Raw genomic sequence first — 20548 nt, 5'->3', positions numbered from 1 at the left:
ATCGATGACACGGACTACTTTAGAAGCGGGCGTCACACGGCGTGACGTCCTGAAAGTTGCCGGACTGACCGGACTCGGAGCTGCTCTTTACGCGAGCGGGCTCGAACGGTGGTTACCGCGTGCTTTGACCGCCGAAGCGACGGATCAGGTTCCGTTTTACGGCAAGTATCAGGCGGGGATCCTGACACCGCCCCAAAATCATGTCCAGGTCGTCGCCTTTGATGTTCAGACGACACGACGCGATGAATTGATTGACCTGTTAAAACGCTGGACACGGGCATGCGCCCGGTTGACGGCTGGCTTGCCGCTCGGTGACTCGGACAGTCTGTACGTCCCGCCGGAAGATACTGGGGAGGCGGAAGGGCTGTCAGCGAGCCATCTGACGTTTACGTTTGGTTGCGGACACGGTCTGTTTGTGGACGACCGGTTCGGAATCGGTCATAAGCGTCCGGATCTGCTCCGTGAGTTGCCAGCTTTTGATCTTGATCAGCTCGACCCGAAATGGGCGGGCGGGGATCTTGTCGTCCAGATTTGTGCCGACGATCAACAGGTCGTGTTTCATGCGTTGCGGAACTTGACCCGGATTGGTCGGGGCGTCGTCAAAATCCGCTGGACTCAGACCGGTTTCCAACGGTCAAAAGCAGCGGATGCCACAGGAGGGACACCACGGAATCTGTTTGGATTCAAGGACGGAACCGGAAATCCGGATGTATCGCAGCCGTCTATTCGGAATAAACACCTTTTTTATCAGTGGCAGGACGGCTCACCATGGATGACAAATGGCAGTTTTCTTATCGTCCGCCGAATTCAGATGCATCTTGAAGTCTGGGACCGGACGATTTTGAAAGAACAGGAGCGCACCTTCGGCCGGGACCGGGCATCCGGTGCACCACTCGGTTCAAAAGACGAATTTGCATCCGTGACGCCAAGTAAACGCACGGCACGCGGAGAAGCATCACTTCCGAAAGATTCGCATACGGCAGTCGCACACGGATCAGGTAAAGAACAGTTGTTACGCGGCTCCTACTCCTATCAGGCGGGCATCAATGAAACGACCGGGGCACTCGATGCCGGCTTGTTGTTTTTATCATACCAGCGGTCACCGAAACAGTTCATCACGATTCAGCGGCGTTTAGCGGCGTCCGACCGTTTAAATGAATACATTACCCATCGCGGCAGTGCTGTTTTCGCCTGTTTTGGCGGGATTCAAAAAGGAGGCTACATCGGTGATGCGCTCTTTGCTTAACGTGTTCCTGGCATTGTTCCTCTTCACGGCAATAGGCAGTCCGGTTGCCCATGCGGATTCCGAGACAGATGCGCTGTACGTCTCGATTGGTCAAGCGTTGTCAGCAGTCAATAATAACGATCGGAGTACGCTCGAGACGACTTTGACCGCACTTGAAAAACAGATTGACCGCCTGCCGGCTTCTGCCGAACAAAAGGTCATTCAACAACGGTTGACAGAAGTTCAGAAACAAACCACCCTCCCGGAGGTCAGACAACGTTTGACGGAACTGTCGACGGCCGTCCGGACGCTGGAGGAAACAGGTCAGCCGAAAACAGATCCTGTGGCCAAAAAACGGTTAACAGAGTTGTTCGGCTGGACGAAACAGCTCCGGCAGGCTACGACGATGTCTGAACGTCAGCAGTTGCAATCTGACTTACTGCAGGCGTGGACGGACCGCGAAACCGTCGTCCGGGAGACAAGCATCGGCCATTACGGTCAAGTCGAGATGGGACTGTCCGCCATCCGGATCGCTTTGGCGCGGGAAACGATTGATCGGTCGGAGCTGAATGCAGCACTCGATCAGTTTGACGCAAGCATCCGATCTTTCCTGCAAGGTGATACCGTTCAAGCGGCGGAACAGACGGGATTGTCCGAACTGACAGCCTTGCTGAAACAAGCCGATCAGCAACTCGCTGCCGGCAATGTCCCGGCGGCGCAGAAGACGCTGACGACGTTCATTGAACGTTGGCCGAGCGGGGAAGGGGAGGTCCGGACCCGAAGCAGTTCTTTATATACGACGATTGAATCGGAAGTGCCGGTGCTGTTGTCGCGTTTAGACGAGTCGACGGTTGACTCCACCCGGACCGATTTGGCACCGATCATCACGTCACTTCAGGTCTTGGCACAGAAAACGACATATTCTTTTGTTGATGCGATGCTCGTCATGTTACGGGAAGGGCTCGAAGCATTGCTGATCATCAGTGCGCTGGTCGCTTTCACCCGAAAAGCCAAGATGACCGGAGAACGAATGATTTGGAGCGGCGCACTGTTCGGATTACTCGCGAGCGGAGCGCTGGCGCTCGTGATTCAACAGTTCTTTTCGACGGCACTCGCTGCTGTCGGTCGGGAGCAGATTGAAGGATGGACCGGACTGGTCGCGGTATTGATGATGCTGCTCGTCGGTTCCTGGTTACATTCGAAAACGGCGGTTGCTTCACGGCAAACCGGTCTGGCAATGAATCTTGCGGGACGGTCATTGTTTGCGGTCAGCTTTTTGACGATTTTCCGGGAAGGGGCTGAGACACTGCTGTTTTATGTCGGGATGGCTCCGGCGATGACGACGACTGCTTTGGCCGGGGGAATTATTTTAGCGATCGGACTGATCGGTATCTGTTCACTCGCGGTCATTTATTTCGGAGTGCGTCTGCCGATCAGCCGGCTCTTTTTAGCGGCGACCGGATTGATTTATCTTATGGCCTTTAAAATCTTAGGCGCCAGCCTGCATGCGTTACAGCTGACGGGCATCGTGCCGATGCATGCCGTCTCCTACCTGCCAAGCGTTTCCTGGATCGGTTTTTATCCGACGTACGAAACGATGCTACCGCAAATCTTGTTAGGTCTGGTGGTCGGGCTGACGTTAGTATTAAAACGGCGCCCGGCGGTGCGGTTGCGAAAAGCCGGTTGATACGTTTTGGCGATTCATGTTTTATTCATTATGTTTCGGGAATAACTTTATATCGAGAGTAGAAAGTCGGCTCGCATGAAGGAGAGGAAACAAGATGATTGAAACTAGAATCGTACGGAACATGACAGCCGTCGACGCAGAAGTGACGAGCTTGAAGTCAAGCGGTTATTCGAATAAACAAATTTACATCTTTGCGAAGGATGAAGAGTTGGCAGAACGAATTGCCAACGACACGCAGACGTTAGCGTATCGTGTAACCAAAAAATCATTTTTTGAGACATTGATGTCGACCGTCCGCAGCAACCGGAAAGACCGGATTGCCCAGTTGTCGGAGCTCGGCATGACGAAGGATGTAGCTGAAGATTTGGAAGAGGAAGTCCGTCACGGCCGAATCGTCATCGTGGGTTCAAAATCCGATCTGCTGAATCCGGCGTTTGCCGCCTCTTATGTCGAAGACGAGACAACAGAGTACGGAGCAGGTGTACCGAAGCTCGAAGAGGAAGAAACAACGACAACCTTACCGGCTGACCAAAACGTCAAGCTGGATAAAAAATAAAGGCTGTCCATGAATACAGGAACTGACAATCCGGTCAGTTTTTCAATAAACAAGGGGAACGGATTTGAATCCGTTCCCCTTGTTGGCATGTACATGTATAGGAAGATTTTCGGATGACTAGACTTTTATGTGATGGATTCACGAACATCCATTACCGCTTCATAAGGAAGATGACGCCGTAAGCCGGTCGAGGTCTTGATTTCAATGAGAGCGCGGGCATGAAAAAGAGCCGTAACCGATCCGGTCAACTCGGCTTCGTTTCCCTGATCCAGGTAACGGACCGTCACCGGACGCCCGTTTCGGATAGCGTCTTCCAACAGTTGAGGAAAAACCGTTTTGATTTGTGGCGTCGTTCGGGCAGGATGTGCTTTGTACAAGTGTTCCAATTGCAGGATATGATTACGTGTCGTGCGTTGTCTCCACTTTCGCTGCGTGCGCTTTTTGGACTGTAACACGTTGTTCCACCTCCGATTGAATCGTTTAAACCACTGCATCAAAATATTCCCGATTTATTTGGGAGATAAACCCGCTTCAGGAAGAACAAGTCATCCGGTACCGGCAGACAAACAGCGGTTGGTTTTGAATGTCTGATTTGCGGAAAAAGACTAGAAGTATGCCACGAACAGAGGAGGAACTGTCTGATGGAACGAAGTACATTGATTGCTCTTGAAAAACACTTATATGCCGTTCAGCTCGAACTGGACGGACTTGCCCGTCTCATCACGAAACAGTTGATGCAACTCAGTCAAGTCGCCGGATCTGTCGAACACTTCCGGCGGATGAGTTTTGATTTATATCAAAAACGGGAGACGCTTGACCGTATCCCACCCCAGGTCCTATATGAAACAGCGTTGGATTACGAAGACTTTCTCGATGAAGAGTTTGACGACATTCCGGCATCCTGGGCATTACGTCATGATGAAGCGGAAGCGCTCGATCAGTTATGGTGGTTTGAATTTTTCCGGATTCAGGCGGACGTGGAAGACTGGTTGAGTCTCTACCTCATCCGGCGCATCCGGGAGGATATCCGGTACGTCCCGCCGGTCATCGAAAAAAATGCATATGCGCTGTCGGATGATGCGCGGCAAGTTTTTTGGCGTCTGTTGCAACGTTCCGTCGCCAAACCGTCGTCGAAGATCAAGGCGAACCAACTGTCCTGCCGAATGGGCATAGCGGAGATTGCCCGGTATGCGCGCTTTAATCTGGAACGGACCCGCTTGGCGATCGAAGAACTGACGGCGCGGGGAATCATCTCCATTGAGGAAGAAAACGAAAAGCTGAACCTCCGTGTCCGTCTACAAGTGATTTAAGGCAATAAAGCGTTCAATCATTCGCTCGTCACGACGTGCAGACGGACCGATCCAAATCAGATGTCCGGGGCTCGCCGACTCGATGAACTGGGCATGCGCAATGGCACGCCGGGCGTAAAGTGCATGTTCGAATGGGACAGCCCGGTCCGCTTTGGAATGAACAATCAGTACCGGACAGCAGATGGTCTGCAGGAGCGGACGATCGATCTGCTGCGTCAAGTCAAACAACACCCCCCGGCCCGGTCCGTTCTGCAGTCCGACTTGATACAACAATTGCTGGTCAGCTCCATTTAATTGACGGCGGATTTCGTCCCGCTGCAACAGACTCGTCATTTCAACCATCCGAACGGACGCTTCCTGTGGAAACTTAACCAATTTATCTTTCACGTAATGCCACAATAACCATTGCACGAGTTGCAACGGACGCTGAAGGAGCGGTTGGATAAGCCAGTCCTGATAAGGAAGCGAAATCTGGTGTGTCATCGCACAGGCCAGTACGAGCGAACTGACAGCCGGATTACCGCTCGCCAAAGCAATCGCGGTCGGTCCGCCGGCAGAAATGCCGTATACGGTGTACTGTTCGATGTGACGAGAAGCCAGCCATCTCCGGTAAAAAGCCGCCAACTCGCCGGGTGACGAGGCGACATGCAACGGTGTTTTTCCATATCCAGGACGAGATGGGACGATGACCCTGTATCCGGCTTCAATTAATCGTTCGACGTGATAGACTTCCCGGTAATCGGATTGTGTCCCGTGAATCAGTAAAATGACAGGACCGGTTCCGCTGTCCCGGTAATCAAATCGGTAATCTTCCCAATCGGCAATGTGTTGCATCCAAATTCTCCTATCTCTTAAATATTTCCATATTATTGTTATTCTTCATTTCTTTTTGAGGTATAATCCAAGTATAATCAAACATCTTATGGATAGGAAATGAGGATGCCCCGTGCCAAATGAAAAATTATCCAATCGGGATCGGTTATTAGCCGTTCGAGACATTTTTGAGCAGTATTCAGATGAAGAACAGACGTTAACATTAGAAGAATTGAGTACCGAACTGTCGAAAAGAGGACTGATTGAAAAGCTGTCCCGCAAGTCCTTAAAAGAGGACATTGCTGCTTTGGCTAAATCAGGATTCGACATTCATGCGGAAGAAACCAAAAACGGTCTTGCGATTCCGTATCATCTGGTCAGCCGTCCGTTCGAATACCATCATTTACGATTACTCGTGGATGCGATTGCCAGCGCCAAGTTCATCTCTGAAAGTGAAACGGAGGTTCTGGTCCGTAATATTCATACTTTAACGAGTAAACGTCTGGCAAAAACGTTGACGCCGGTCATACATACCGTCAAGAAACCGAAAGGCGTCATCCCGTTTTCGATTGATACCATCCAAAAAGCGATCATTGAACAGGACATCATCAGTTTTCAATATCAGGGCAAATTTAACGAACGGACCCGAAAGTTCGAGTTACGTCGCGACGGGGATTATTATCTCGTCACGCCGGCTCATTTAATCGTCGATAACGGGAACTACTACTTGATCGGACGAGATGAACGGGTCGAAGAGATCCGGACTTACCGCGTGGATCGAATCGTTAATTGCAGTGTCTTTGAGCCGGCGCAGACACCGGTCGAGGTCGAAGCAACTTATTTGAGCAGTATGTTCAATATGTACGGTGGCGAACAGGAACAGTTGACGTTAAAGTTCCATGAAAGCGTCATGCCGACCGTCGTCGACCGGTTCGGGACGGACATTCGTTGCCGGCGTCTCGAAGGGGACTGGTTTGAGGTCAAGGTCGGAGCGCTGTTTTCCCAAGGCTTCATGATGTGGCTGATTCAGTTTGCGGAGCAAGCGGAGATTTTGGAGCCAGCTTTTTGCCGGGAGGCCTTTAAGAATAAAGTGTTGGAGCTTGCCAAGGTGTATCAAGCAGGTATTCCGGTCAGTCCACAGATGAATGAAAGTGTCTAAAACGGACAGAGAAGATCTTTTGCTGAAGCGAGCAGAAGATCTTTTTTTGTCGTTTTTTGTCGTATATTCATATTTGAATATTTTTAAGGACTTTTTCCGATTACCATTAAGGATATCTTATTTTTGTTACAGGAGGGGCATCATGCAACATATGGAAAAACCACGGATGGGAAGCGTTATTGCGGGCGTGTCATACCTCTTTTTCATCTGTTTATCCTACACGTCTTGGTATTTATTATCGATTTTCGCCTTTAATCTACTCTTCAGCACAGAGCTTTTAATGTCCATGGATCTTGTGGTCTTCGGCTTTAGTCCTTTATTTGCGTTAGGAATCACGATGTTTTCACTGAAAGTGCTGAAGCGGCATGCTCAGCCGAAATTCGCACCCTACATATTGTTAGTCTATACTGTCTCGACCAGTGTCTTGATCTATTATTCCGTCATCTACTCGATGTTGCCGCGGATCTGACGAAGCTTGCATGGTCCCGTCTTTTGGAATATGCTACGTGTAGAGTACCAGCATGTCTTGGAGGAGGGGATACGATGAATACACAGTATATCCTGGACTGGATGCCACTCGTGCTTCCGGTTGCTGCCATCGTCTTTATTGTCATCATCGCGCGTAAAGCATCGAAGATCGATGCAGATAAATAAACAATTCTTCTTCAGAGTTGTTTCAGGCAGAAGAAAAGGTGCATCCTCTCTTACCCGAGAAGGAGGGCACTTTTTTATTTGCTTCAACGCCTCTTACCGGGTCAGTAGCGCATCGCTACAGGAGTTTTCTTGATTCCTGGCACGTCATACACAAGACCCGAACATCTGAAAAGAGGTCATCTTCTCAGACGTTCGGGTCTTGTGTTTAATCGAGTTGTTTCGTCGGGGCCAGGACGATTTCTCGGATGTTGACATGCTGTGGTTGCTCAAAAGCGAACAGGACCGTATCGGCGACGACTTGCGGATCCAAACCGCCGTCGATCGACTCTTTCCAGTCGTTGTATCCATCTTTGATCGTTTCATTCGTTGTGTGTCCAAGCAATTCCGTCTCGACGACACCAGGAGCGATCGTCATGACACGGACACCATGCGATGCAACTTCGCCACGCACGTTTTCACTCATAGCATGAACGGCAAACTTCGTTCCGACATACGCTGCGTGATTCGCAAACGTCTTTTTACCGGCAATCGAGCTGATATTGATGATGGTTCCGGTCTTTCGTTCGATCATCGAGGGGAGTACCGCCTGCATGCCATGTAAGACACCGAGTGCATTGACGTCAAACATCTCTTCCCATTCCGTTGGTCCTTGCATCTCGATTTGACCGAGTAACATCCGACCGGCATTGTTGATGATTGCTTCGACCGGTCCGAAGCGTTCGGTAGCATCGTGTAAGGCGGCGTCCAGTGCTTGGCGGTCCGTTGCTGCGACTTGTCGGATCAAGACATCGTCCGAAGCGAGATTCGCAAGACGGTCGATCCGTCGTCCGAGCAACAAAACGCGGTATCCTTTTTGGATGAAGGTTTGGGCAATCGCATGCCCGATTCCTGATGTGGCACCAGTGATGGCAATGAATCCTGTTTTCATAATATCGTCTCCTTATTTGATATGATAGATAAAAGGTAACAGAGGAGGCCCATTCCGAAAAGTACGCACTTTTTGGTCAGTGAGTTACCTTTTGGTAAGGGAGGGGACCGTATGACGTATTTAAATGAGTTCGATGCGACGATGCGTCAGATTCAAGGGAAGTGGAAAGTGATGATCTTATATGAATTGCATGAAGAAGGTATGGTTCGCTTCAATAAGCTCGAACGATACATCCAAGATGTATCGCCGAAGACGCTGACACAGCAATTGAAGCAACTCGAGCAGGACGGTTTGATCACACGGACCGTTTATCCGGAAGTCCCGCCACGCGTCGAATATGCTCTAAGTGATAAAGGAATATCACTGATTCCAATCCTCGATGCGATTTGTGACTGGGGTCTTTCGACAACGCCGCGCAATCAATTGATGCGTACTCTATGCGACGAAGCCCCTGCTCCATGAGCAAGGGCTTTTGTCAGCGTTCGATTTGTTCGCGGACATATTTCCGGAACAGTTGAAGATCGTACGCCGGCTCGCTACGGCTGAATTCAATGCCGTCGAGAAGCCGTGCGTGGGTAGCAGCTTCCGGAAATTCAATCCGTGTCAGCCATTCGACGGTCGTCTCGTCATGGCGTCGCGGAAAAGCCTGTTCGAGTTGCGAGGCGATTTTCAGAAGCGGATGCTGGCTGTGTTTTTTGACAGGCACTGCCTGCTTCGGCACCGTCATCCGGACGACCGGTTCAGCTTCCGTTACGACGACCCGGCGTTTACGAATCAGGTAGAACGTGAGGCCGACGGCGAGAAGCGCCAGCACCACTCCTGTCAGGTTCAGATAAAACAGTGTGTCGGAACTCAGGGTAGCCGCTTTTAGACTTTCTTGCGGGGCGATGTCTGATAAACCGGATGTACTGTCAGCTTTTGTTTTTTGATCGATCTGTTCCGCGAGCGGTAATGTCCAGGTGAAGAGGGAGCCGAACGCTTCAAGAGCCGGACGTGTCAGGTTCGCAACAGAACCGAACAGCGCTTCTTTCAGCAGTCGGATCAAGGTGACGAGGACCAGACTGGCTCCTAGAAATAATGAAACACCTGCGACAATCCGACGCCATTCAATCAGATGCTGTCTGAGGAACGGGATTCCCCAGACGAGACCGAGCAGAAGATACGCACCGAGCGGCGGATTGAATCCGGGTAACAGTAAACACAGTCCGGTCAGAACCGTCGCACTGACGGCAAATTTATACGGGTGATCCACGGTCTCGAGCCATGCGCTGAGGGCAATCGCAAGCAACAGCAGGATACTGATCAGCGGAGAAATCAACAGAAAAGCAACAGCTGCCGCCAGTTGAACGCCGATCCGGATTTGGCGCGCCGGAATGACGGCGAGCACCGGGAAAATCAGAATGATGAGCGGGGCTTGCAACAAGCTGATGACGAGAATCCACCAGGTGATCATGCGCTCACCCCCTTATGGCGGTGTCCGAGATGAATTTCGGCTGTCGTCGACGGGACGGTCCGTTGAAGCCGTTTCGTGAAGTAACGGCGTTCGAGCGGTAAATCATATTCGGAAATTCGGGCGAGACATTCCATCGTCCGCAAGAATTGTTCCTTCCCTTTCCCGGAAGGTACGTGATACCACTGTCCGTCCCGATTGACCATTGAAATCCAGAGGCTGTATGAGGCGCCTTGTTTTTCCAGTTCGCGGATAATCGTTGCCGCCCGGGAGAGTAGTTTTTCAAAATCGCCGCGTAAAGCCAAACCGTCCGCCGACAGTCCGTCAATGATGACGGCATAGTCATGATTACGCATCCGGTCATACTGATAGGAATACAGTTCCCCCGTCTTGGCATAAGCAGACCAGTAGATCGTTTTCGCATCGCCCGCGTAAGGGACGACCGAATGAAAGCTCGAGCGGTCAGTAAACGGACTCGACCGGTCAATCGTCTCACCGGGAATTTGGCGTTCGTTCCATTCGACGGAGGCCGGTGCGAAATCAGGGAAGACATGACCAAGCTGTTGAATCGGTAACGTCAAGTACAGCGTCATCAGATGAAACGGATCGGAAATCATGATATCAAACGACTGGATCCGAATCGTTCCCCGTTTGGCTGCCGTGACATCGATTTGAAACGGCACATGGGCCTGACGCGGCACATAGACATGTTGCCGCCAAAACTGACTGCTGGCGTCCTCAATCCGGACCTGTTCCCCGAGAAGACCGGACACGGTCACCTTTCCAAGGGCAAACCGTGTCGGATTATGAATTTCAAACGGGATGGCGAGTGGATCGTCCCGGAACGCCCGGACCGTTTCGACGAGCCGGACGCTCAGACGTTCTCCGAGGTATTCGAGGTACTTCGGCAAGAGATACCCGTACAACGTGTACGCGACGAGCAGTGTCGCAATCAGGATCGAGCCATATAATGTACAAATACCGGCTGCAACGGCAATCCAAAATAAAATCATCGGATGAAAGGACTTCGGTGTAATCAATTGCATATTACACCTCGGTCGGAACAGTCAACGACTCCAAAATCTGCTGGACCAAGCGACCATTCGTCATCTTTAATGTCGCTTCAAGTGTCAGAACAAGCCGGTGGGCAAGCAACGGATTTGCCAGCTGCTTGATATCTTCCGGTGTCACGTATGTCCGGTCATGCATCCAGGCCCGTGCTCTTGCCGCCTGTAGGAGCGCCAAGGTAGCGCGGGGGCTTGGACCGATCTCAACGTCCCGGTGCGCCCGTAACGCATCACAGACGTCGAGCAGGTAATCTTCGACGGCATCTTCAATCGTGACCGCCTGGACTTCCTGTTTCCAGGTATTCAGTTGCTCAAGCGGTACCTGGAATGGACTCGGTTGTAAGTGAGCTCCCTGTAACAAGGCTTTTTCGACCTGTCGATCGAGCGGAGCAAACGACAGTTTGAACAAAAAGCGGTCGAGTTGCGCATGGGGGAGAGGGAACGTTCCCTGACCGTCAAACGGATTTTGGGTCGCGATGACTAGAAAATGTTGCGGTAACGTATAAGAGGTATCTCCGATCGTCACCTGGGCTTCGCCCATCGCTTCGAGCAGGGCTGACTGTGTCCGCGGCGTCGTCCGGTTGATTTCGTCGACAAGAACGATGTTGGCGAACAGCGGACCAAACCGTTGTTCGAATGAACCGGTCAACGGATTAAACAATTCCATCCCAAGCAGATCGGTCGGTAAGGTATCCGCGGTGCATTGAACGCGGGAAAACTTGGCATCCAGTGTATTGGCCAGTGATTTGGCCAGTGTCGTCTTACCGGTACCCGGCCGGTCTTCAAGCAGAACGTGACCTTCCGACAACAGGCCGATCAGAAGATGATCTATGACATGTTCTTGTCCAAGGACCGCTTGCTTTAAGTTTGTTCGTAATTGTTGGAACATGGATAAATCCCCCTTTTTGTTTCGTATTCCTAAAGTTTACGAAAATTCAGAAAAAACTGCTAGTGATTTAAGTCGATTTTTTAGATTTGCTGTTTATTATTGGAAAATCGACTGCGAATACAAAAACCCTTGACCACTGACAGGCCAAGGAACGGAGTTTTAGTCTTCAAACAGTTCATTCATCAAATCATCAATTTCCTGCCGACGGTTCTGTGTTTCCTCCCGGAGAATCCGGATCGAACGACCGCGCCATTCGAGCCAGTCACCGATCGTTGCGGTATGGGGCAGACGCGAGCGGGGGACTTGCACCGTTTCACGGTTTTCCGTCTCACAAATCGCCTGGTCTCCGTCAAATTCCGTGACGGTCATTTTCATCGTGTATCCTCTCCTTTACTCGGGACGTAAGTCGGTCCGGCTTTTGACCTGAATCGTCTGACCGTCTGACGTGTACTGAACGGTGCCCATCCGGTCCGTCCGGTCGACCTGGATGCTTTCCGCCGCAAGCGCATTCATGACGGTCGGCCGCGGATGACCGTACGCATTACCTTCGCCGGCTGAAATCAAGGCACGGGAAGGGTGGACTGCTTGTAAAAAAGGAATCGAGGACGAGGTATCCGCACCGTGATGCCCGACTTTTAACACATCAGCCTTTAAATCCACTCCGGATTCGAGCAAGTCCTGTTCCGTCCGAATCGGAGCATCTCCCATGAAGAGAAAGGTATGATCGCCATGAACGAGTTGCAGGACCGTACTCCAGCTGTTTAAATCACGGGTGCCGTCGCGAAGTGGGGCGAGTAAGTTCAGTTTCACTTCGTCACTCGGAATCGAAACACCGGCTTTGGCGGTTTTAATGGTGATTCCTTGCCGTTTGACGGCGAGCAGGAAGTCCCGGTAGGTTTCTGTCGTGTGGTTGACGCGTGGCGCGTAGACTTGATCGACAGGCAGGGCATCGAGAATCGTATCGAGCCCACCGATATGGTCTGCGTCCGGATGTGTTGCGATGACGGCTGTCAGGCGGGTGATCCCCAGTTCCTTCAGGTAGCGGACGACATCGTCTCCTTTGCCGTTATTCCCGCCGTCGATCAAAATCGTTTCGTTTTTCGTCTGAATCAAGGTACTGTCGCCTTGACCGACGTCAAAGCCGTAGACGTGAATGACGGTAGACGATTCCGGACGATCACCAGGTAACAGTTCGTCGTCTCGTGTCATAAAAAAGATGACAATCAGACAGAGCGCAAGCAGCAGAACGGAACCCCATTTCATACCTAGCCCTCCCGTTTCTCAAACAGGTACAACATGCCGTTGCGCGGATGACCGAAGCGGGGACCGACATAACCGCGCTTTTTTAAGGCGGACCGCATCAGAATCATCATCCCGCCGTGTCCGACGAGCAAAACCCGTTCGTGTTCTTGTTGTTCAAACGTCAATTGGTTCAAGAGAACCGTAATCCGCTCGTTGGCATCTTTGATTTCCGCTTGAATTCGTTTGCTGAATGGCGCGACAAGCCTTCCAATCAGTGCCCAGGCGAGGAACGGGAGACGGATCCGCGAGCGGATCGTCGGGAACGGGACTTCCCGTAACAGGTCCGTCACGATGATGTCTTTCCCGTAGACGCTTTCCGCCGTCTGGACGGCTCGTGGCATACTGCTGGCATAACAAATCGTCCAGTCGATGTTGCCGAGTTCAACCGGTTGGACATCGATGGTTGAGACGTCATACCGTTCAATCCAGGCTTCGATGTCGGCTGCACTGATCCAGCCTTTGGTCGGGTAACCTTCCGTTACCCGGTGGTGTCTGACTAATCCAATCTGTTTCATATTTTCGCGACGGTCGCTTGTATCAAGAAACCGTCCACCTCTCTTTCTATCTCTCAATCTATCGTCTTGTTGTCGTTAAAGGGCAAGACGGATCGCCATCCCGCACAGCAAGGCAGCAAGAATGCTCAGTAAACTGCCGATGATATAGTATTCCGCAAATCGGCGGTCATCAAACTGTTTAAACCGGGCCAACGCTTTTAAGGCGATGATGAATCCGATGGCTCCTGTTGCGTTTACCGCTACGAGGCAAACAATAATGGCGCGTTCGACGAGTCCGATGTAGCGGCCGACACCGTTGATTTCCGTTGTATAACTCCGGGCGGAATCTTCGACTTCATGCGTGACGGACCGCTTCAGTCCGTCCAGTTGTTCTTTCCGCGTCACTTTCCGCTCAAAATGCGATTCAATCAGGCGGGGAGCAAAGGGTGCAAGTAGCGGGGCAATCCCGCGTCCGATTAATTCCGTCGCAATCAAACCCCAGACGCTGACCCATAAGATTTGGTCCAGCAGCGGAAACGTTGTCGGCCAGTCGACTAGTGTCAAATAGACGACAATCCCTGTCAGAATCGTAAGATGGAGTAGTTGATCAATCCAAAATGCGAGTGCCGGATGTAAAAGACGTTTGAAGGGCGAGCCGTCCAGTAAGGCATGTGTCCCAATGATGACACCGCCGATGATCCAGGCAGTCGCGCCACTCAAATCACCCCACTTATAAAAGATGCCGAGGACAACAGCTGTCCCGATGCTATGTACCGTCATATGCTCGAGTAATACTCGGAGTTGCCGCTGTTTTAATTTCGCCATCCGTTGGCTTTGGAACGGAAAATCCGCCAACAGATGGACGAGGAGCAGACTTAAGAGTAAAGTCATCCGATCGCCTCCCAGACCTGCAACTGGTTTAAAGCGTCGACGAATGCTTTTTCCAAGCGTTTACGTTGTTTACGTTGGGAGCGGGCAACAAGTTTCGCAACATTCATGCGCGCATCTTTTTCATGAAATCCCATCTGTAAGCCTATTTCTTCGTACGTGGCCTCCGGATGCTGATCCATCAGCCGGTGTAATTCAATTTGGCGGTCCGTTTTGCCGAAGTACGCCGGGTATAACATCTCGATATAACCGTTCAGCAGGGCGGTCGGCAAATAGGGCGGCCCGGCAAAAGCAATCCGGTTGGCCGTCTGTTTGGCGGCGTCCTGGGCTTCAAAAGCGAAAATAACGGCACTGCCGTTGGCTTCATCGGCATGCGTCGTCGATAACGTCTCATATTGGCCGAATCCGATGCCGATATAACCGTCTAACGGTTGGTTCAGCAACATCAGCATGAGCGGATAACTGACGGCATACTCGTTAAATACACCAAGCAGACTGTCACCGGACTTGATTTGAAAAGGTACGAGCGCTGCTGGAAATGCCTCGTTCAACTGATCCGCCAATTGGTGCAGATCGGTTAACAATCGTTCTTTACTCGAATAGCTCCGAGAATTTTGAATATCAAAGGAAACCGCAACAGCTTGCATAAAAAATCCTCCTTGTTACCGAATATACGGTTACTTATCACTTGTTACCGGTTAAAAGGTAACATTAGACGTGTTACTGTATTTAGAGTAACAGGGAAGTGGAGAAAAACAAAGACCAACCAAATAATTTTTATTTTTTTAAGTTAACATAACATATATTATCAATAGTTAATAAATAGCGTCTCATAATTAAGGTAAACTCAAGATAGTGAGACAAAACAAAAAAACACGGTGTTAACCGTGTTTCCGACAATCGTAATGATGTGTGCGTTCCAAACGACTCATCAAGCGGTCGAGGAAAATATGATGCCGGCGTTCAAGTTGCGTGATTCGTTCAAGCGGTAACCAAGCGAAATGGAAAAAATCACCGCAATCCTGACCGTCACCAGCAACACAATGCGTCCATCGGTTTTCCTGACATTCGATATGCGCATGGTAGAAATACGTGTAATGCACCCGCATGCGTTCCGGATAACGCATTTCTTCTTCACCTACGTACTGAACGGTCGCCAGTGATAAACCGCTTTCCTCGAGCGTTTCGCGAACCGCTGCTTCTTTGGCGATTTCAGCATCTTCGATCGTCCCTGCAGGAATTTGCCAATCACTGTCTGGAGCTGATTGCGGATGAAAAACAAGCAGTTCCCATCCCTCTGGTTGTTCCCGTGTGATATAGATAGCTACTTTTTCGCGTCTTCTGAATTTCATCGTCATCACCTCTCCAGTTGGCAGATGGCACAAAAGCAGCCGAGGAACATGTCCGTAGCTGCTTGATGAAACGAATCCTATAAGCTAAAGCTCCGAACTGCCCGCTCCACAACTTTCGTGGTAATCTTGCCTGACCATTTTCTTTTATTGTAGCGGTTATTGCCGGTCGTTTCAATTTGTAAACGGATGATTTGGCGATAATTCGAAGAAAAGTCTGAAAAAGCGTTCAAAACAAGCGTCCTAAAGCTAGAAACGAACAGGAAGGAGCGACGAAACACCATCTAACCTAAAAAAAGACACCCCTCTATCAAAATGAGGGGCATCTGACCATCAAACGGTATACCAATCAAGAAGCGGACCAAATTTTTCTTCGTCATAAGCAAACGAACCGTTCGATAATCGATCGAGGAAGGACAACGATGGGACTTGAATCGTCTTTTCCTGCTCTTTTCCGATCAAAATGAGTTCTTTTGCTTGGGTGACGTCAATTAAAGCAGCCACTTGATGCGGTTTTGATTTTAAATCACGTAACAGTTGCGTACCGCGTAAGGCACGATTCGAGACTTGGAACTGATCCGCAAGGCGCATCTTCTTCAAGGCACCGCGTTGTGTCAACAGGACGATATTTGGTGCTTGTTTAAAGCCGATTGTTCCTGCGACTACATCCTGATCACGCAGATTGATCGCTTTGACGCCCGCTGCCCGGACACCGACGACCGGCACGTCGTCTTCCGTAAACCACAGCCCAAAACCGTGCTGGGTCGTCAAGAACAATTGCTCTTGTCCGGTCGAAACCTTGGCATACAAGACTTCATCATCCGCCCGTAAACGGACGCCTTGAAGTGGTTTTGACTTCCGCTGGGCATTGTAGTCGCTCAATTTCGATCGTTTAACCATCCCTTGGCGAGTCACGAACAGACAGTGCGACGTCTCGTCAAACGTCCGGACGAGATCGACCGATAAAATCCGGTCGCCCGGCTCGAGCGGGACGAGATTGGCGACGTGTTGTCCGCCGTCTTTCCATTTCGTATCCGGTAACTGGTGGACCGGAATCAAAAGATAGTTCCCCTGGACGGTCCAAACGATCAGATGATCCGTCGTCATCGCCTGTCCTTGATACAACAGACGATCCTGCTCCTTCATTTCCGGTAAATCGTTGGTTGCGCCGAACGAACGCATCGAAGAACGTTTGATATAGCCGTTTTTCGAGACGAAGACCATTGTTTCTTCGACGGCAATCATCACTTCCGTCTTCAGTTTCAACTCTTCGACTTCCGCTTCGACCGTCGAACGCCGCTTGTCCGCGACTTGCTCTTTCAGAACGGTTAATTCTTTGATGATCAACCGGTTCCGTGTTTTTTCGTCATTCAGGATTTTTTTGAGACGGGCAATTTCTTTTTCAAGTTTTGCCGCTTCGTCCTGTAACTCGACAATATCGGTATTCGTCAACCGGTACAGCTGAAGCATGACGACGGCTTCCGCTTGGCGGTCTGTGAAACTGAATCGTTCAACCAGCTTGTCTTTCGCTTCCGATTTGTTGGAGGCCGACCGGATTAACGCAAGTGTCTCATCCAAGACCGAAATCGCCGTCATCAAGGCCGAAACGACCTCTTGGCGACGTTTCGCCTGCTCGAGATCAAACGACGTCCGGCGGATGACAACATCCTTGACGTGGCTGAGGTATGCATCAAGCAAGGCAAGAACGCCCATCTGACGCGGTGTCCGCTCGTGAATCGCGACCATGTTGTAGTTATAAGCGACTTGCAGATCGGTTTGCTTCAGGTAAAAGTGAAGTACCCCTTCCGCATCCGCTTCTTTTTTCAGCTCGATGACGACACGAAGACCATCGCGGTCCGTCTCGTCGCGGACTTCCGCTACCCCTTCGACTTTGCGGTCCAGACGGAGTTCTTCCATCCGTTTGACGAGGTTGGCCTTATTGACTTCATACGGGAGTTCCGTAATCAGAATCTGTTGGCGTCCTCCGCGTAACGTTTCAATCGTTGCCCGCGAACGGATGATGACTTTCCCGCGTCCGGTTTCAAACGCTTTTTTGATGCCGTCGAGACCTTGGACGACACCGCCGGTCGGGAAATCGGGACCTTGCATATGCGTCAGTAAATCGTCGACGTTATGAACCGTTCCTGAGATTCGGCCAATCGCGGCATCCAGCACTTCACCGGCATGATGTGGCGGGATTTCCGTTGCATAACCGGCAGAAATTCCCGTTGAACCGTTCATCAGCAGGTTTGGTAAGAGAGACGGCAAGACAAGCGGCTCTTCCGTCGTATCATCAAAGTTCAATGTGTAATCAACAGTCTGTTTATTAATGCCTTCGAGAATCAGGCTCGACACTTTCGATAAACGGGCTTCCGTATACCGCATCGCAGCCGCACTGTCGCCGTCAATCGAACCATTGTTTCCTTGCATGTCGACTAACGGATACCGGAGTTTCCATTCCTGGCTGAGACGGACCATTGCTTCATAAACCGACGAGTCGCCGTGTGGGTGATAGTTACCGATGACGACGCCGACGGTCTTGGCCGACTTCCGGTAAGCGCGGTCAAACAAGTTGCCTTCCGTATGCATCGCATACAAAATACGGCGTTGAACGGGCTTTAAGCCGTCGCGTGCGTCCGGTAAGGCCCGGTCCTGGATGATATATTTCGAATAACGACCGAACCGGTCCCCGACGACTTGCTCAAGGGACAGGTTCAAAATGTTTTGCAGGTTAGACATATCAGTTCACACTCTCTTTCGTCACGTGTTCATTTTCAATGATCGAGAGGTCTTCTGTCAGTCCAAACGCAACATTGTCTTCGATCCAGCTCCGGCGGTGGCCGACGTTATCGCCCATCAGCACGGAAACTCGTTTCTCAGCGACAGCGGCATCATCGATCGTGACACGGATCAACGTCCGGGTATCAGGGTCCATCGTTGTTTCCCATAATTGCGGAGCGTTCATCTCCCCAAGTCCTTTATACCGCTGGATCATATAGCCTTTACCGAACTTTTTCGTTGTTTTCGCCAGGGTTTCTTCGTCCCAGACGTATTCAAATTTCTCTGACTTGCCCTTCCCTTTCGAGACGCGATAGAGCGGCGGCAAGGCGACAAAGACTTTCCCGGCATCAATCAACGGGCGCATGTAGCGGAAGAAGAACGTCAACAGCAAGACCTGGATATGCGCGCCATCAGTATCGGCATCGGTCATGATGATGACCTTGTCGAAGTTGCAGTCGGACAGGTCAAAGTCTGCTCCGACGCCACTGCCGATCGCGTGGATGATCATATTGATCTCTTCGTTTTTCATGATGTCGGCGAGTTTTGCTTTTTCCGTGTTCAGGACTTTCCCGCGTAACGGTAAAATCGCCTGGAACGTCCGGTTACGGCCTTGTTTGGCTGATCCGCCGGCTGAATCTCCCTCGACGAGGAATAATTCATTTTTCTCGGCGTTTTTCGATGCGGCCGGTGTCAGTTTACCGTTCAGGATACTCGACCGTTTCTTTTTCTTGCCGTTGCGGGCTTCTTCGCGGGCTTTACGGGCCGCTTCCCGTGCCTGGGCAGCACGAATCGCTTTTTTGATCAGAAGGGTCGCCGTTTGCGGGTTCTCCTCAAGATACGTCGACAGGCGGCGTGTAATGACCGCGTCACAGCTCGTCCGGGCTTCCGGAGAACCGAGTTTTGATTTCGTTTGTCCTTCAAATTGCAGGAATTCTTCCGGAATCCGGATCGAGACGATCATCGTCAACCCTTCGCGGATGTCGTTGCCGTCCAAATTCTTGTCTTTTTCTTTGAGTAACGTATTTTTGCGGGCATATTCATTCATCACACGTGTCATTGCGGTTTTCGCGCCGACTTCGTGTGTTCCGCCGTCCCGTGTCCGGACGTTATTAACGAATGACAGGACGTTTTCCGAATAGGCATCCGTGAACTGGAAGGCGATATCCACCTCGATGTCGTTTTCCGTTCCTTCGAAGGCAACCGTCGGGTGTAATGTATCTTTATCGTCGTTCAAATAACCGACGAATTCACTGACGCCGTCTTCATATTGGAAGACATCCGCTTTTTCCGACCGTTCATCGGTCAGGGTGATTTTCAGTCCTTTCAACAGGAAGGCCGATTCACGCAGGCGTTCCGCCAACGTATCGTAGTTGTATGTCAAGGTGCTGAAGATTTTTCCGTCCGGCTTGAAATAGACGCTTGTTCCTTTTTGGCGCGTCGTTCCCGTTTCAAGCAACGTCGTTTTCGGAATTCCCCCGTCTTCAAACGTTTGTTCAAATTGTTTGCCATCCCGGTAAATCGTGACTTTCAGCTGTGTCGAGAGCGCGTTAACGACGGATGCTCCGACGCCATGCAGTCCACCGGAGGTCTTGTAACCGCCTTGACCAAATTTCCCGCCGGCATGAAGGACTGTGAAGATGACTTCGGCCGTTGGTTTTCCGGAAGCGTGCATCCCGGTCGGCATCCCGCGCCCATGGTCACGGACGGTAATCGCATTATCTTTATGGATGATGACATCGATCTGTTCCCCGAATCCGGCAAGTGCCTCATCAATCGCGTTATCAACGATCTCGTACACCAAATGGTGGAGTCCGCGATGATCGGTCGAGCCGATATACATACCCGGGCGCTTCCGGACTGCTTCGAGTCCTTCAAGCACCTGTATGGCATCATCATTATAATTGTTTAAATCTGTCGCCATGTTTTTCACCTCAAATAGAAAAACGTCGAATATTCCAAACGTTCGTTCGTTTTTCTAGTAGTCTGTATCTAATTG

General features: G+C 50.8%; 21 protein-coding genes. 7 read left to right on the top strand and 14 right to left on the bottom strand.

All coding sequences use genetic code 11. The annotated features are described in order from the left end of the window. Positions 1-4: 4 nt before the first annotated feature. The 3 genes from efeB (at position 5) to R7V76_RS07495 (ending at position 3468) form a co-directional block, all read left to right on the top strand. Entirely contained in the window at positions 5-1246 is a 1242-nt protein-coding gene (efeB, locus tag R7V76_RS07505) for an iron uptake transporter deferrochelatase/peroxidase subunit (RefSeq protein ID WP_318091854.1), read from the top strand. Continuing rightward, positions 1230-2912: an FTR1 family iron permease gene (locus tag R7V76_RS07500; RefSeq protein ID WP_318091870.1), complete on the top strand. Its 1683-nt coding sequence runs from the start codon at positions 1230-1232 to the stop codon at positions 2910-2912. Before efeB ends, R7V76_RS07500 begins: the two co-directional genes overlap by 17 nt. A gap of 94 nt (positions 2913-3006) precedes the next feature. After that, entirely contained in the window at positions 3007-3468 is a 462-nt protein-coding gene (locus R7V76_RS07495) for a general stress protein (protein WP_114595719.1), read from the top strand. A 125-nt stretch (positions 3469-3593) separates the two neighbouring features. On the opposite strand, the gene R7V76_RS07490 is transcribed toward R7V76_RS07495, so the two are convergent. Next, positions 3594-3923: a YolD-like family protein gene (locus R7V76_RS07490; protein ID WP_318091852.1), complete on the bottom strand. Its 330-nt coding sequence runs from the start codon at positions 3921-3923 to the stop codon at positions 3594-3596. Between the two features lie 186 nt (positions 3924-4109). On the opposite strand from R7V76_RS07490, the gene R7V76_RS07485 reads away from it, so the two are divergent. Next, a complete protein-coding gene (locus R7V76_RS07485) occupies positions 4110-4778 on the top strand; it encodes a hypothetical protein (protein WP_318091851.1) in 669 nt (222 codons plus the stop codon). Here the strand turns inward: R7V76_RS07485 and R7V76_RS07480 are convergent. Then, entirely contained in the window at positions 4764-5612 is an 849-nt protein-coding gene (locus R7V76_RS07480; RefSeq protein WP_318091849.1) for an alpha/beta fold hydrolase, read from the bottom strand. The two genes, R7V76_RS07485 and R7V76_RS07480, sit on opposite strands and share 15 nt — an antisense overlap. A 112-nt stretch (positions 5613-5724) precedes the next feature. On the opposite strand from R7V76_RS07480, the gene R7V76_RS07475 reads away from it, so the two are divergent. Beyond that, positions 5725-6750, top strand: coding sequence for a helix-turn-helix transcriptional regulator (locus tag R7V76_RS07475; RefSeq protein WP_318091848.1), 1026 nt, complete (start codon positions 5725-5727; stop codon positions 6748-6750). Between the two features lie 142 nt (positions 6751-6892). Then, entirely contained in the window at positions 6893-7219 is a 327-nt protein-coding gene (locus tag R7V76_RS07470) for a hypothetical protein (protein ID WP_318091847.1), read from the top strand. A 390-nt stretch (positions 7220-7609) separates the two neighbouring features. Here the strand turns inward: R7V76_RS07470 and R7V76_RS07465 are convergent, their stop codons facing one another. After that, positions 7610-8332: an SDR family oxidoreductase gene (locus tag R7V76_RS07465; RefSeq protein WP_318091846.1), complete on the bottom strand. Its 723-nt coding sequence runs from the start codon at positions 8330-8332 to the stop codon at positions 7610-7612. Positions 8333-8443: 111 nt separating this feature from the next. On the opposite strand from R7V76_RS07465, the gene R7V76_RS07460 reads away from it, so the two are divergent. Further along, positions 8444-8794: a winged helix-turn-helix transcriptional regulator gene (locus R7V76_RS07460; protein WP_318091845.1), complete on the top strand. Its 351-nt coding sequence runs from the start codon at positions 8444-8446 to the stop codon at positions 8792-8794. 13 nt (positions 8795-8807) lie between these two features. On the opposite strand, the gene R7V76_RS07455 is transcribed toward R7V76_RS07460, so the two are convergent. The 11 genes from R7V76_RS07455 to parE all read right to left on the bottom strand — a co-directional run bounded on the left by R7V76_RS07455 (position 8808) and on the right by parE (position 20473). Next, positions 8808-9785, bottom strand: a complete 978-nt coding sequence (locus tag R7V76_RS07455) for a hypothetical protein (protein WP_318091844.1) — start codon at positions 9783-9785, stop codon at positions 8808-8810. After that, on the bottom strand, positions 9782-10828 hold the full coding sequence (locus R7V76_RS07450; protein ID WP_012370474.1) for a DUF58 domain-containing protein: 1047 nt from the start codon (positions 10826-10828) through the stop codon (positions 9782-9784). Before R7V76_RS07450 ends, R7V76_RS07455 begins: the two co-directional genes overlap by 4 nt. Position 10829: 1 nt before the next feature. Further along, positions 10830-11738 carry an AAA family ATPase gene (locus tag R7V76_RS07445; protein ID WP_290826579.1) on the bottom strand — a complete coding sequence of 303 codons (909 nt, stop codon included), beginning with the start codon at positions 11736-11738 and terminating at the stop codon, positions 10830-10832. Positions 11739-11897: 159 nt separating this feature from the next. After that, entirely contained in the window at positions 11898-12113 is a 216-nt protein-coding gene (locus tag R7V76_RS07440) for a DUF3006 domain-containing protein (RefSeq protein ID WP_318091842.1), read from the bottom strand. Positions 12114-12128: 15 nt separating this feature from the next. Beyond that, positions 12129-13001: a ComEC/Rec2 family competence protein gene (locus tag R7V76_RS07435; RefSeq protein WP_318091841.1), complete on the bottom strand. Its 873-nt coding sequence runs from the start codon at positions 12999-13001 to the stop codon at positions 12129-12131. Between the two features lie 2 nt (positions 13002-13003). Further along, positions 13004-13555, bottom strand: a complete 552-nt coding sequence (locus R7V76_RS07430) for a histidine phosphatase family protein (RefSeq protein ID WP_318091840.1) — start codon at positions 13553-13555, stop codon at positions 13004-13006. Positions 13556-13630: 75 nt separating this feature from the next. Next, positions 13631-14425: a DUF3307 domain-containing protein gene (locus R7V76_RS07425; RefSeq protein ID WP_318091839.1), complete on the bottom strand. Its 795-nt coding sequence runs from the start codon at positions 14423-14425 to the stop codon at positions 13631-13633. Next, positions 14422-15069 (bottom strand): hypothetical protein, encoded by a 648-nt coding sequence (locus R7V76_RS07420; RefSeq protein WP_318091838.1) that lies wholly within the window; start codon positions 15067-15069, stop codon positions 14422-14424. The genes R7V76_RS07425 and R7V76_RS07420 overlap by 4 nt, the downstream gene beginning before the upstream one ends. 234 nt (positions 15070-15303) lie before the next feature. Then, positions 15304-15774, bottom strand: a complete 471-nt coding sequence (locus R7V76_RS07415; protein ID WP_233494529.1) for an NUDIX domain-containing protein — start codon at positions 15772-15774, stop codon at positions 15304-15306. 330 nt (positions 15775-16104) lie between these two features. Then, a complete protein-coding gene (gene parC, locus R7V76_RS07410) occupies positions 16105-18510 on the bottom strand; it encodes a DNA topoisomerase IV subunit A (protein ID WP_318091837.1) in 2406 nt (801 codons plus the stop codon). A 1-nt stretch (position 18511) separates the two neighbouring features. After that, positions 18512-20473 carry a DNA topoisomerase IV subunit B gene (gene parE / locus R7V76_RS07405; RefSeq protein ID WP_318091835.1) on the bottom strand — a complete coding sequence of 654 codons (1962 nt, stop codon included), beginning with the start codon at positions 20471-20473 and terminating at the stop codon, positions 18512-18514. Positions 20474-20548 lie beyond the last annotated feature (75 nt).

This window comes from Exiguobacterium artemiae, assembly GCF_033342815.1.
GTDB lineage: Bacteria > Bacillota > Bacilli > Exiguobacteriales > Exiguobacteriaceae > Exiguobacterium_A > Exiguobacterium_A artemiae_A.
Note: the sequence above shows the minus strand (reverse complement) of the source record. Positions and strands in the feature narration are given on the sequence as shown.